This is a genomic window from Serratia sp. Ag1 (assembly GCF_000743355.1).
Taxonomy (GTDB): domain Bacteria; phylum Pseudomonadota; class Gammaproteobacteria; order Enterobacterales; family Enterobacteriaceae; genus Chania.
Window position 1 is genome coordinate 32,744 of record NZ_JQEI01000047.1, and the last position, 13,741, is coordinate 46,484.

The 13,741-nt window shown below is 54.9% G+C and carries 12 protein-coding genes and 2 tRNA genes; 3 read left to right on the plus strand and 11 right to left on the minus strand.

The window, feature by feature from the left end:
• Positions 1–43 precede the first annotated feature (43 nt).
• A complete protein-coding gene (gene ilvC, locus IV04_RS21950; protein ID WP_037403373.1) occupies positions 44–1,519 on the minus strand; it encodes a ketol-acid reductoisomerase in 1,476 nt (491 codons plus the stop codon).
• A gap of 153 nt (positions 1,520–1,672) precedes the next feature.
• Between ilvC and ilvY the strand changes: the two genes are divergently transcribed.
• Entirely contained in the window at positions 1,673–2,563 is an 891-nt protein-coding gene (gene ilvY, locus IV04_RS21955) for an HTH-type transcriptional activator IlvY (RefSeq protein WP_037403394.1), read from the plus strand.
• 171 nt (positions 2,564–2,734) lie between these two features.
• Here ilvY and IV04_RS21960 read toward each other — a convergent pair whose 3' ends face one another.
• From IV04_RS21960 to ilvL, 7 genes are all read right to left on the minus strand, one after another.
• Positions 2,735–3,436 (minus strand): DUF2461 domain-containing protein, encoded by a 702-nt coding sequence (locus tag IV04_RS21960; RefSeq protein ID WP_037403374.1) that lies wholly within the window; start codon positions 3,434–3,436, stop codon positions 2,735–2,737.
• Between the two features lie 21 nt (positions 3,437–3,457).
• Positions 3,458–5,002 carry a threonine ammonia-lyase, biosynthetic gene (gene ilvA / locus IV04_RS21965; protein WP_037403376.1) on the minus strand — a complete coding sequence of 515 codons (1,545 nt, stop codon included), beginning with the start codon at positions 5,000–5,002 and terminating at the stop codon, positions 3,458–3,460.
• A 5-nt stretch (positions 5,003–5,007) separates the two neighbouring features.
• Positions 5,008–6,858 carry a dihydroxy-acid dehydratase gene (gene ilvD, locus IV04_RS21970; protein WP_037403378.1) on the minus strand — a complete coding sequence of 617 codons (1,851 nt, stop codon included), beginning with the start codon at positions 6,856–6,858 and terminating at the stop codon, positions 5,008–5,010.
• Positions 6,859–6,907: 49 nt separating this feature from the next.
• Complete coding sequence (locus IV04_RS21975) at positions 6,908–7,834, minus strand: branched-chain amino acid transaminase (protein ID WP_037403380.1); 927 nt, start codon at positions 7,832–7,834, stop codon at positions 6,908–6,910.
• Between the two features lie 22 nt (positions 7,835–7,856).
• On the minus strand, positions 7,857–8,114 hold the full coding sequence (gene ilvM / locus IV04_RS21980; protein ID WP_037403382.1) for an acetolactate synthase 2 small subunit: 258 nt from the start codon (positions 8,112–8,114) through the stop codon (positions 7,857–7,859).
• Entirely contained in the window at positions 8,111–9,757 is a 1,647-nt protein-coding gene (gene ilvG, locus IV04_RS21985; protein WP_037403384.1) for an acetolactate synthase 2 catalytic subunit, read from the minus strand. The genes ilvM and ilvG overlap by 4 nt, the downstream gene beginning before the upstream one ends.
• A gap of 142 nt (positions 9,758–9,899) precedes the next feature.
• A complete protein-coding gene (ilvL, locus tag IV04_RS25550) occupies positions 9,900–9,998 on the minus strand; it encodes an ilv operon leader peptide (RefSeq protein ID WP_072010951.1) in 99 nt (32 codons plus the stop codon).
• A gap of 361 nt (positions 9,999–10,359) precedes the next feature.
• Here ilvL and IV04_RS21990 point away from each other — a divergent pair, with 361 nt between their 5' ends.
• Positions 10,360–11,883 (plus strand): YifB family Mg chelatase-like AAA ATPase, encoded by a 1,524-nt coding sequence (locus tag IV04_RS21990; RefSeq protein ID WP_037403385.1) that lies wholly within the window; start codon positions 10,360–10,362, stop codon positions 11,881–11,883.
• 29 nt (positions 11,884–11,912) lie between these two features.
• Here the strand turns inward: IV04_RS21990 and IV04_RS21995 are convergent, their stop codons facing one another.
• The gene (locus IV04_RS21995; RefSeq protein ID WP_037403386.1) at positions 11,913–12,251 is read right to left on the minus strand and encodes a DUF413 domain-containing protein; all 339 of its coding nucleotides are present in this window, start codon (positions 12,249–12,251) and stop codon (positions 11,913–11,915) included.
• Between the two features lie 119 nt (positions 12,252–12,370).
• On the opposite strand from IV04_RS21995, the gene hdfR reads away from it, so the two are divergent.
• Entirely contained in the window at positions 12,371–13,198 is an 828-nt protein-coding gene (hdfR, locus tag IV04_RS22000; RefSeq protein ID WP_037403387.1) for an HTH-type transcriptional regulator HdfR, read from the plus strand.
• Between the two features lie 231 nt (positions 13,199–13,429).
• Here the strand turns inward: hdfR and IV04_RS22005 are convergent.
• Both IV04_RS22005 and IV04_RS22010 read right to left on the minus strand, forming a co-directional pair.
• A tRNA-Trp gene (locus tag IV04_RS22005) sits at positions 13,430–13,505 on the minus strand.
• Between the two features lie 53 nt (positions 13,506–13,558).
• A tRNA-Asp gene (locus IV04_RS22010) sits at positions 13,559–13,635 on the minus strand.
• Between the last annotated feature and the right edge of the window lie 106 nt (positions 13,636–13,741).

Genomic DNA, 13,741 nt, shown 5'->3' on the forward strand with positions numbered 1-13,741 from the left:
CTTTCTACTGGCCTCAGCATACTAAGACCAACAGTAATAGCGTTTAGCCCGCAACCGCAATACGTTTCATATCGGTCATGTAGCCACGCAGTTTGCGGCCAACAGATTCGATGGGGTGGTTACGCACCGCTTCGTTCACGTCACGCAGTTGGGCGTTGTCAACCGAAGTGCCAGCAACAGATTTACCCAGATCGCCCGCCTGCAGGGTTTTCATAAAATCTTTCAGCAACGGCACTGCCGCGTTGGCGAACAGGTAGTTACCGTATTCCGCAGTATCCGAGATCACCACGTTCATTTCATACAGACGCTTACGCGCGATGGTATTGGCGATCAGTGGCAGCTCGTGCAGTGATTCGTAGTAAGCAGACTCTTCGATGATGCCGGAATCCACCATGGTTTCGAACGCCAGTTCAACGCCCGCTTTCACCATAGCGACCATCAGCACGCCGTGATCAAAGTATTCCTGCTCGCTGATTTTGCCCGCAAACTGTGAAGCGTTTTCGAACGCGGTTTTACCGGTCTCTTCACGCCAGGTCAGCAGTTTCACATCATCTGCCGCCCAGTCAGCCATCATACCGCTGGAGAATTCACCAGAGATGATGTCGTCCATGTGTTTCTGGAACAGCGGAGCCATGATGCCTTTCAGTTGTTCAGACAGCGCGTAAGCACGCAGTTTAGCTGGGTTGGACAGGCGATCCATCATCAGGGTGATCCCGCCCTGCTTCAGCGCTTCGGTGATGGTTTCCCAACCGAACTGAATCAGTTTTTCTGCGTAAGCCGCATCGGTGCCTTCAGCTACCAGTTTGTCGAAGCACAGCAGAGAACCGGCCTGCAACATGCCGCACAGAATGGTCTGCTCACCCATCAGATCCGATTTCACTTCTGCTACGAAGGAAGATTCCAGCACGCCCGCACGGTGGCCACCGGTTGCTGCTGCCCATGCCTTGGCAATCGCCATGCCTTCGCCTTTTGGATCGTTTTCCGGGTGAACGGCGATCAGGGTCGGCACACCGAAACCACGCTTGTATTCTTCACGTACTTCAGTACCTGGGCACTTAGGCGCTACCATCACTACGGTGATGTCTTTACGCACTTGCTCACCCACTTCAACGATGTTGAAACCGTGGGAGTAACCCAGCGCTGCGCCGTCTTTCATCAGCGGCTGTACGGCACGCACTACAGAAGAGTGCTGCTTGTCTGGCGTCAGGTTAACCACCAGATCGGCCTGTGGGATCAGCTCTTCATAAGTGCCTACCTTGAAGCCGTTTTCAGTGGCTTTACGCCATGAAGCGCGTTTCTCTTCGATAGCTTCTTTACGCAGCGCATAGGCTACGTCCAGGCCGGAATCACGCATGTTCAGACCTTGGTTCAGCCCCTGCGCACCACAGCCGACAATCACCACTTTTTTGCCTTTCAGGTAGCCCGCTTCATCAGCAAACTCGTCACGCGCCATAAAACGGCACTTACCCAATTGCGCCAACTGCTGACGCAGGTTCAATGTGTTGAAATAATTAGCCATGGTTTACTCCGGTAAGATGTAAGGTTCATTCCCCGCTCGGTTCATGCGGGACAGGTTGCGTTCAATGTATAACAGGAATTGTGTTGCTTAAATTGATATATTACGAATGTGATATTGCAATTTATGCAACACTCTCGCTGCGAGCGTACTGATATGGATTTACGTGATCTAAAACTGTTTCTGCATCTGGCTGAAAGCCATCACTTTGGCCGCACCGCTAAAGCGATGCACGTCAGCCCGTCTACGCTTTCCCGCCAGATCCAACGGCTTGAGGAAACGCTTGGGCAAGCGCTGTTTCTGCGCGACAACCGCACCGTACAACTGACTGACGCCGGTGAACAGCTGAAAGTGTTTGCCCAGCAAACGCTGCTGCAATATCAGCAACTCAAGCATGCGCTTGGCCAGCACGGCCCCTCGCTGAGCGGCGAACTGCGGTTATTCTGTTCAGTTACCGCTGCCTACAGCCATTTACCGCCGATCCTGGATCGCTTCCGCGCCCAGCACCCCTTGGTGGAAATCAAGCTGACCACTGGCGATGCCGCCGATGCGGTGGACAAAGTGCAGTCCAACGAGGCCGATCTCGGCATCGCCGGGCGGCCAGAAACCCTGCCCACCAGCGTGGCCTTCACCCAAATTGGCGAGATCCCGCTGGTGCTGATTGCCCCGGCCCTGCCGTGCGCGGTACGCGCTCAGGCCTTTGCCGATCAACCTGACTGGGCCAATATCCCCTTTATCCTGCCGGAGCACGGCCCTTCACGCAAACGTATCGAGCTGTGGTTCCGCCGCCAGCGCATTGCCAACCCATTGATTTATGCCACCGTCGGCGGTCACGAGGCGATTGTTTCGATGGTCGCCCTCGGCTGCGGCATCGCGCTGATCCCGAGCGTGGTGGTGGACAATAGCCCGGAACCGGTGCGCAATCGCATTTCAACGCTGGACAATATTTCCATGGTTGAACCGTTCGAACTGGGCGTTTGCGTGCAGAAAAAACGCCTCAATGAACCGCTGATCGAGGCGTTCTGGCAATTGCTCTACCCAAAATAATTTAAACGAAGCTAATAGCGCTACGGTTTGAAAGAGAAAGATAACAATGCCCTATGGATTTCAAATTGTAGCTAGGCGGCAAGTGAGCACATCCCCAGGAGCTTACCCAAGTAAGTGACTGGGGTGTGCAAACGCAGCCAACAACGCTACGGTTTGAAAGACGACGGGCATTCATAGATCTGCTGGATCGATCTGCTTCATCGCTTCGACCTGCATCAACCAATGGTAAAGCGGTTCTAGCTGCAGGAAGCCTTGCGTCAGCAGGGAAACCAGCTCGGCGCTGAACAGTTTTTCCACCTGGTTGTCGGTGACCATCACCGCAAAAGATTTGCGGTTGTACCAGGTGGCGATCTCAGGAGCCTGCTCTTTCACCAGCGGGCGTTTGTAGCTTTCGCCCACCAGTTCAAACGGCGCACGGCAGCACGCGGACACCGCTAAAAACGGCTGTGGCCGCTGCCGCAGCGTGTGGCGGAACAGGTCCATCGTCGGTTTGTTGGCACTGTAATAGCCTAATCCGTAACGCAGCATGTCCGGCCCCAGCTCAAAGAAATACACTGGCGCGTCTTTCCAATCCTTGCTGGGCCGTTTGAACGTTAACCACATGCGGCTACGGTAGCGCGATTTATCATGGGAGAAACGCGTGTCGCGGTGTATACGCGACAGCGTTTTACCAATCGCTGGCCGGGTTTCGAAGTACGGATCGATCGCCAGCATCGCCTGGCTGAGTGCTTCCACCAGCGCACGGAACGGCGTTAACAGCTCACGATCATACACATCGCGGTTCGCTTCAAACCACTCTTTGTCGTTCTCAATCCGCACCTGCTGAAGAAAATTCAACCCTTGCTGACTGAAACCGGTGAACTCATTAGCCATGCGCTGCCCTTGTCGCTGATTTCAGCCTTGCAGGAAGAAACGGAATGATGGATTGTGAGTTTCATCGTGACAATCGTAGCCCAACGCCGTCAGATGCTGCTCGAACTCCGGCTCGCTTTGCGACAGCTCAAAACCCGCCAGTACGCGGCCAAAATCAGTGCCATGGCTGCGGTAATGGAACAGGGAAATATTCCAGTGGGTTCCCAACGTCTGCAGGAACTTGAGCAATGCGCCGGGCGACTCTGGGAATTCGAAGCTGTACAGGCGCTCACGCAGCGGTTTCGAAGGCCGCCCGCCGACCATGTAGCGCACGTGCAGTTTCGCCATTTCATCGTCAGACAGATCCACGACCTGATAGCCACCGCTGTTCAACTCGTTGATGATCTCCAACCGCTCGGTACGGCCACGCGTTAAACGCACACCGACGAAAATGCACGCATGATCGGCATCGGCGTAACGGTAGTTGAACTCGGTGACCGCACGGCCACCCAACAGTTGGCAGAACTTCAGGAAGCTGCCTTTCTGTTCTGGAATGGTCACCGCCAGCAGCGCTTCACGCTGTTCACCCAGTTCGCAGCGTTCGGAAACATAACGCAAACCATGGAAGTTCACGTTGGCACCGGAAAGGATGTGCGCCAAGCGCTCGCCCTGAATATTGTGCTGCTGCACGTATTTCTTCAGCCCGGCCAGCGCCAATGCCCCCGAAGGCTCAGCAATGGCCCGCACGTCTTCAAACAGATCTTTCACCGCTGCGCAGATTGCGTCACTGTCGACGATGATCACATCGTCCAGATACTCGCGGCACAGGCGGAAGGTTTCGTCGCCAATACGTTTCACCGCCACGCCTTCGGCAAACAGCCCGACACGCGCTAAATCCACCGGTTGCCCAGCATCCAGCGCCGCACGCAGGCAGGCTGAATCCTCGGCTTCCACACCAATCACTTTGATCTGCGGCATAAGTTGCTTGATCAGCACCGCCACACCCGCCGCCAAGCCGCCACCGCCGACCGGGACGAAAACCCGATCCAGGTGCGCGTCTTGCTGCAGCAGTTCCATGGCCAGCGTGCCCTGCCCGGCGATCACCATCGGGTGATCAAACGGCGGCACAAAGGTCATCCCCTGTTGCTGAGAGAGCGCTATCGCTTTAGCTTTGGCTTCGTCGAAATTGGCACCGTGTAACAACACTTCACCACCAAAACTGCGTACCGCATCGACTTTGATGTCTGCGGTGGATACCGGCATCACGATCAGGGTTTTGATCCCCAACCGGTTGCCGGAAAACGCTACGCCCTGCGCGTGATTCCCCGCCGAAGCGGTGATCACGCCATGCGCTTTCTGTTCTTCCGTCAGGCTGGCGATCATTGCGTAAGCCCCGCGCAGCTTGAAGCTGTGCACCGGCTGGCGATCTTCACGCTTCACCAGAATGGTATTGCCCAAACGCGCAGAGATTTTATCCATCGCCTGCAACGGGGTGACCTGAGCCACCTCGTAAACTGGCGAGCGCAGCACCGCTCGCAGGTATTCCGCCCCACAGGGGGCGTCGGATAAGGGAAGGGAAACCGCCATGTGTGTTAGCCCCCGAGCTTGCTTTTGTCGCGTACTGCGCCTTTATCGGCGCTGGTAGCCAGCGTCGCGTAAGCGCGCAGCGCATAGGAAACCTGGCGTTCACGGGCTTTTGGCGTCCAGGCAGCGTCACCGCGCGCCAGTTCCGCTTCGCGGCGGGCAGCTAGCTCACTCTCAGATACGTCCAGAGCGATAGCGCGTTGCGGGATGTTGATATCGATCATATCGCCGTCCTGCACCAAGCCAATCATGCCGCCGCTGGCGGCTTCCGGTGATGCGTGACCGATCGACAAACCTGAAGTACCGCCAGAGAAACGGCCATCGGTGATCAAGGCACAGGCTTTGCCCAGGCCCATGGATTTCAGATAGGTGGTCGGATAGAGCATTTCCTGCATGCCCGGCCCGCCTTTCGGCCCTTCGTAGCGGATCACCACCACGTCGCCAGCCACGACTTTGCCACCAAGGATCGCGTCTACCGCATCTTCCTGGCTCTCATACACTTTGGCCGGGCCACGGAAGAGCAGGCTGTCTTTGTCCACGCCTGCGGTTTTCACGATACAGCCGTCTTCAGCCAGATTGCCATACAGCACCGCCAAGCCACCGTCCTGGCTGTAAGCATGCTCACGCGTGCGGATACAACCTTCCTGACGATCAGTATCCAGCGAATCCCAGCGGCAATCCTGCGAGAATGCCTGCGTGGTGCGGATGCCCGCCGGGCCAGCGGCATACATTTTTTTCACCGCTGCGTCTTTGGTCAGCATTACGTCATAAGCTTCCAGCGTCTGCGGCAGGCTCAGCCCCAGCACGTTACCCACATCGCGGTTCAACAGCCCAGCGCGATCCAGCTCACCCAGGATGCCGATCACACCACCAGCACGGTGCACGTCTTCCATATGGTACTTTTGCGTGCTCGGTGCCACTTTGCACAAATGCGGCACTTTGCGCGACAGGCGATCGATATCCGCCATGGTGAAGTCGACGTCGCCTTCCTGCGCCGAGGCCAACAGGTGCAATACGGTGTTGGTGGAACCGCCCATGGCGATATCCAGCGTCATGGCGTTTTCGAACGCGGCTTTATTGGCGATATTGCGCGGCAGGGCGCTTTCATCGTCTTGCTCGTAGTAACGCTTGGTCAGTTCGACAATGCGCTTACCGGCATTGAGGAACAGCTCTTTACGATCGGCGTGGGTCGCCAGCAGCGAACCGTTACCCGGTTGCGACAGGCCGAGTGCTTCGGTCAGGCAGTTCATCGAGTTAGCGGTAAACATGCCGGAGCAGGAACCACAGGTCGGGCAGGCGGAGCGTTCAATCTGCTCGCTGTCGGCATCGCTGACGTTCGGGTTGGCCCCCTGGATCATCGCATCGATCAGATCCAGCTTGATAATTTTATCTGACAGTTTGGTTTTACCGGCTTCCATCGGGCCGCCGGAAACGAAGATCACCGGGATGTTCAGGCGCATTGCCGCCATCATCATCCCTGGGGTGATTTTGTCACAGTTGGAGATGCACACCATCGCATCGGCGCAGTGGGCATTGACCATATATTCCACCGAGTCGGCGATCAGTTCACGCGACGGCAGGGAATACAGCATACCGCCGTGCCCCATGGCGATCCCATCGTCCACGGCAATGGTGTTGAACTCTTTCGCCACGCCGCCGGAGGCTTCGATCTGTTCTGCAACCAGCTTACCCAAATCGCGCAGATGCACATGACCCGGGACGAACTGGGTAAAAGAGTTGACCACCGCAATAATCGGTTTGCCGAAATCGGCATCGGTCATCCCGGTCGCGCGCCATAATGCGCGGGCACCCGCCATATTGCGGCCATGGGTGGTGGTGGCGGAACGGTACTTAGGCATGCTTTTTCACTCCAAATGAATTCATTTTATGTTTATTGTCAGTAATTAATTATTGATTCACAGGATCCAGCCAACCGTATTTATCTGCGGTTTTACCGGTAAACAGGCCGAAGAACGCCTGCTGGATCTGCTTGGTAATTGGGCCACGTTTGCCAATCCCGACCTGGATGCCATCGACGCTGCGCACCGGGGTGATTTCCGCTGCGGTGCCAGACATAAACACTTCGTCCGCCAGATACAGTGACTCACGGGAAAGCACCTGCTCACGCACTTCCAGCCCCAAATCCTGCGCCAGCTTAATGATCGCGTCACGGGTGATGCCCGGCAAGGCAGACGAGGTGAATGGCGGAGTGAACAGCACGCCATCTTTCACTTCAAACAGGTTCTCACCGGCACCTTCAGAGATGTAACCATGAACGTCCAGCGCAATCCCTTCCTGATAGCCGTGGCGGCGTGCTTCGCTGCCCACCAACAGGGAGGAGAGGTAGTTACCCCCCGCTTTGGCAGCGGTTGGAATGGTGTTTGGTGCGGCACGGTGCCAAGAAGAAACCATCGCGTCGATACCTTGCTCCAGCGCCTCTTCGCCCAGATATGCGCCCCAAGGAAACGCAGCGATAATCACGTCAGTTTTATAGCCCGGTGGTGGGTTCACCCCCATACCCACATCGCCGATAAACACCAGCGGGCGGATATACGCGCTCACCAGATTGTTTTTACGCAATGTTGCGCGGCAGGCTTCCATCAGTTCATCGACGCTTTGCTCCACCGGCATACGGTAAATTTTTGCCGAATCATGCAAGCGCTGCATGTGTTCACGGTGGCGGAAAACAACCGGCCCCAGGTGGGAATCATAGCAGCGTACGCCTTCAAATACCGAGGTGCCGTAATGCAGCGCATGTGACATCACGTGTACTTTGGCATCAGCCCAGGGAACCATCTCACCATTGAACCAAATGTAATCGGCTTTCTTCGTCATTGTTCCATTCCTTGTGGCGCAATCAGGCGCGTATTTGTTGTGATAGCTGTTGCTGAACCTCAACGCTGGAAACATCCATCAGCTTACTTAACTGTGATGACAGTAAATCCACAGAGCGCTGGCTGGCAACGGTCAATTCAATATTAATATTGTCGGGATTGATCCCCGCAGCCATATTCATGGCGCAAACCTGAAAGCCACGGTGGCGTACCACACGCAATACGCGCTCCAGCATTTCGGGGCGGAAGCGAGCCTGGATCGAGAGTTGATGCTGCATCATGATACTTTCTCCAACATAGTTTCGTTACCTGCGCCCGGCGGTACCAGCGGCCAGACGTTCTCAAGCTCATCAATAGAAACCTGCAGCAGATAAGCCCCTTTGCTGTTGAGCAAAGCATCAAGCGCGTCTGCGACCTGGTCTTTACGGGTAATACGCTGGCCGGGGATGCCGAAGGCACTGGCCAACATCAGGAAATCGGGGTTATCAGAGAGATTGGTTTCGCTGTAACGCCCGTCAAAGAACAGTTGCTGCCACTGACGAACCATCCCTAAACGCTGGTTGTCCACTAAAACGATTTTCAGCGGCAACTGCTTGCGTTTGATGGTGCCCAGTTCCTGCACGTTCATCATGAAAGAACCGTCGCCAGAGACGCAAATCACCATGCTCTCAGGGTTGGCTATCTGGGCACCTACCGCAGCGGGGACACCAAAGCCCATCGTACCCAGGCCGCTGGAGGTGATGAAGTTCTCTGGGCGCTCGAAAGTCATATGTTGCGCAGCCCACATCTGGTGCTGGCCCACATCGGTGGTCACGATGGTATTCGCCAGTGTCCGTTCCGACAGTTGCTTCAATAGCAGCGGGGCATAAATTGGCTGGCCAGGATGATCGTAGCGCCAGGCGTGCATCTCTTTCAGCTCAGCCACCCGTTGCTGCCAGGCGCTGATATTTACCGGCTGTTGCAGCGCTGGCAGCAGGGTTTTCAAATCACCGTGCAACGCAACATGCACTTGGCGCAGCTTGCTCATTTCTGCCGGATCGATATCCAGATGGATCACTTTGGCATGCGGCGCAAAAGCGTTCAGCTTGCCGGTTACACGGTCGTCAAAACGGGCACCCACGGCGATCAGCAAGTCACACTCCTGCACCGCAAAGTTGGCCGCTTTGGTGCCGTGCATACCCAACATACCGAGATAATACGGATGTTCGGCGTCAGGAGCGCCCAAGCCTTTCAGGGTGGCAACGGCGGGGATCTGGGTTACCGCGATAAACTCGCGCAGCGCTGGCACCGCCTGTGCCATACCCACACCGCCACCGATATACAGCATTGGCTTTTGTGCCTGAGCCAGCAGCCGCTTGGCCTGAGCCAGTTCCGCCACCGGGTGTTCCAGTTCTGCCTCTACTGGCAGCAGATGAGGCGGTAAATCGCCCTGGGCCAACTGGATGTCTTTCGGGATATCGATCAGCACCGGGCCAGGACGGCCACTGGTGGCAATAGCGAAAGCTTCCGCCATAATACCCGGCAGCGCTTCCAGAGACTCCACCAGAAAACTGTGTTTGGTGCAGGCCAGCGACAGGCCCAAAACATCGATCTCCTGAAAAGCATCAGTACCAATCAGTGCGGAACCGACCTGACCAGTGATAGCCACCACCGGCACTGAATCCAGCAGCGCATCCGCCAAACCGGTGATCAAATTAGTGGCCCCAGGGCCAGAGGTGGCGATACAGACGCCGACTTTACCGCTGGAGCGGGCATAACCAATAGCCGCTATCGCCGCCCCCTGTTCATGGCGACACAGTAGGTGTTCTACCCCGCCGTCATACAATGCGTCGTAGACCGGCATAATTGCGCCGCCCGGATAGCCGAATACCGTATCCACTCCCTGCGCACGCAACGCTTGAACTACCCACTGAGCACCATTCATGGTTATTTCCCTGCCTTACTGCGATAAAGGCAGGATTTTATTCCGTTGTTCATTCTCTGCTCCTCGTTTTGCTTTACTCTTGGCATAAAAAAACCCCCGGACCTGACGGTGCGGGGGTTCTCTTGCGATTCTGGCTTGTTTTCTAAGCCTTTATTCGTCCAAGTGCAGCCCCGCACGGTGGGATAATAATCACCACCACGCTAATCACGACTAGGCTAATCACTTGGATAAAGGTTTTCATTATTGGCTTGTTCACTGTGCTTGCGTCGAACTAATACCTACAGAGTTACCATAGCAGCAGGGGGGATGACAACAATTTTTTGCGTTATTATTCATCGTGATCTGGTCATACCTCAAGCAAACTGCCAGTAATTCAAACGGTAACATCCGCAACGGTGACTTTACCCTGCGACATAACCTCAGCAAAACCTAGGGCGGATTGTTAAGCAATATTACTGAGAAATGCGTACAGTTGCGCAAACTCGTGTTCATTGCCTGAATCAGGCAAACTTTAATTACACATCACCACGCAAGTCAGCCATTCTCTGCGCGCATCTCCTGCGTAACTCCCACATCATGTTGCCTTCAGCAAGGAGAGCAATATGTCACTGGCGCTAATTTATACCCGTGCCACTATCGGCGTTCAGGCCCCGTCGGTCACCGTGGAGGTTCATATCAGTAATGGTTTGCCAGGCCTGGCATTAGTTGGTCTGCCGGAAACCACGGTCAAAGAAGCACGTGACCGAGTCCGTAGCGCGCTAATCAACAATGGCTTCACCTTTCCGGCTAAACGGATCACCGTTAATCTGGCCCCCGCCGACTTACCCAAAGAAGGTGGGCGCTATGATTTACCTATTGCACTGGCGATCCTCGCCGCTTCAGGGCAGTTGCCTGCCGACCAACTGATGCGCTATGAATTTCTCGGCGAGTTGGCGCTTTCTGGCACTTTGAGAGCGGTCAATGGCGCGATCCCGGCAGCAATAGCGGCAACAGAAGCAGGCCGGGAATTGATTCTGGCGGCGGCCAATGGCAAAGAGGCGGGTCTGTTGCCAGACAACAATACGCGAGTAGCGGAACACTTGCTGGAAGTTTGCGCTTTCCTGCAAGGTAAGGGCAATCTGCCAAACGCAGTCGCCCCACCTGCGGCAGAAACACCAGTGGAAACTGCCGATCTGCAGGAGATCATCGGCCAGGAGCAGGCAAAGCGAGCGCTGGAAATTGCCGCAGCCGGTGGCCACAACCTGCTGTTGCTCGGGCCACCAGGCACCGGCAAAACCATGTTAGCCAGCCGGCTCAACGGTTTATTACCCCCATTGAGCGATCAGGAAGCTCTGGAGAGCGTTGCGGTTGCCAGCCTGCTGCATCACCCCGACGAAGCGCTGCCATGGCGACAAAGGCCGTTCCGCGCCCCTCATCACAGTGCTTCAATGGCAGCACTGGTTGGCGGGGGCTCATTACCTCGTCCAGGGGAAATATCCATGGCACATAATGGCGTGCTGTTTCTTGATGAATTACCGGAATTCGAGCGGCGAGTGCTGGATGCACTGCGTGAACCGCTCGAGTCAGGTGAGATCGTGATTTCTCGCACCATGGCCAAAGTACGTTTTCCGGCCCGGGTTCAGCTCATTGCAGCGATGAACCCTAGCCCTACCGGGCACTACCAAGGTGTGCATAACCGCACACCGCCACAGCAAGTCCTGCGCTATCTTGGCCGACTCTCCGGCCCATTTCTCGATCGCTTTGACTTGTCGATCGAGGTCCCACTGTTACCACCCGGAATGCTGAGTAAGCAACGCAGCATTGGTGAAAGCAGCCTGCAGGTGCGCCAACGAGTGTTGCAGGCACGAGAACGGCAGCTCACGCGAGCGGGAAAGGTGAATGCGTTACTCAATAACCGCGAAGTGGATCGGGACTGCCATTTGCCAGCAGCAGAAGCGGACTTTCTGGAGTCGACATTGAGCAAACTGGGGCTATCGGTGCGTGCCTGGCATCGCATCCTGAAAGTAGCGCGCACATTGGCAGACTTAGCCGGGGAAAAAGATATTGATAAACGCCACCTGAGCGAAGCACTCAGCTACCGCAGCATGGATCGGTTGTTAATGCAGTTACATCGTAGCCTAGAGTAAAAAATGGGGCCAACGGGCCCCATAGTAAATCAGTCATCGCTATCAGTGTAATCTTCCACTACGTCAGCTTGCGGCTTGCCACCTGACAATGTATGGAACTTTTTCGGGCGGCGAGTGCGCGCCAGATACTTGGCCCATACTTTCTCTTGTTCGGTCACGGGTTCACGCTCGCCACGACACATTGCGACGAACAATTGTTCCTCCTCAGTGGTTGGCTGACGTTTACCTGCGTCCAACTCGTTAAACGCATACCCGAAACGCTCTAGCAATTGCGCTTCTTTAATGGTGAAATCGCCGTGGCGGGAAAACCCGCGAGGATAGTGTTTATTATCAAAAAAACGATTGTTTGTGGTGTAGCTATCCGCCATCTGACACGCTCCTAATTCTCTCATGGCCGTGCTGTTTATGGCGCGGAGTATTAGATAGGCTTGACATTGTGTAAAACAAAACATTTAAATCTTAACGACAAAAAAAATTGGAGATAGGTGTGGATACCGAATTACTGAAAACCTTTTTGGAGGTCAGTAGAACGCGTCACTTTGGCCGGGCAGCGGAATCCCTGTACTTAACGCAGTCAGCAGTGAGTTTCCGCATCCGCCAGCTTGAAAATCAATTAGGTGCAAATTTATTCACCCGTCACCGTAATAATATTCGGCTGACACCAGCCGGCGAGCGGTTACTGCCCTATGCTGAAAGCCTGATGAATACTTGGCAACTGGCAAAAAAGGAAGTTGTGAGGACATTACAGCACACCGAACTTTCAATCGGTGCGACAGCATCACTGTGGGAGGCCTACTTGACCCCATGGTTACAGTCTCTCTACCAACAGCGGGAAGCCTTACAATTGGAGGCAAGGGTTGCGTTACGCCATTCGTTGGTGAAACAGCTACATGAAAGGCAACTCGATTTGCTGATTACCACTGAGCCACCCAAAATGGATGAGTTGGCGAGCCAGTTACTGGGGAATTTCTCGCTACGGTTATTTTCCTCAGTTCTGCGTGATAAACAGGCACCAATGTCTTATATCAAGCTGGAATGGGGAGCTGACTTTCATCAGCAGGAAAGCCGCATGCTGGAAAGCGAAAACATACCAATGCTGACCACCACTTCGGCGCACTTAACGCGTCAATTGCTGGAAACTACCGGAGGCTGTGCTTTTCTGCCCAGTCAGTGGGAAAAGGAATACCCGGGATTGGTTGCAGCAGCCGATATGCCAGCCGTTGTTCGCCCACTCTATGCCGTGTGGTTGCAAAATAGCGACCAGCAACCGCTCATCCGCCAGTTATTGAAAATACCTTTAAATACCGCAATCTAGGGCGCCATAACGGCTTCTACAGTGTTTTAGCTAGCTGCCTAGCCCAAACATGCATATCGTCTTCTGAAAGCCGGCAGATGCCCATCATGATCTTGTCTTTCTAAGAACTTAATTGCGCCTTGGATAACGTCACTGGGTTGTGAATGGCAATTCAACGGAGGGGGTTTTAGGTGTGATAGGTTTGGGAGCTTTGAAGCAAAAAACCCTTTGCCTAAGCAAAGGGTTTTAATATGGCAGGGGCGGAGAGACTCGAACTCGCGACACCCGGTTTTGGAGACCGGTGCTCTACCAACTGAGCTACGCCCCTAAATTTTTCTTAACATTATGCCCGCTAAAACTAGCAGGCATAATCTTAATAAGTGGCGGAACGGACGGGGCTCGAACCCGCGACCCCCTGCGTGACAGGCAGGTATTCTAACCAACTGAACTACCGCTCCACCGATTCTTTCATGCGGTATCGCTTGATACCGGTGAAATCGCTTCTGCGACCTCACTATTACCAGATGTCACTCTGATAACCTTTGTTTGATGCCTGGCAGTGTC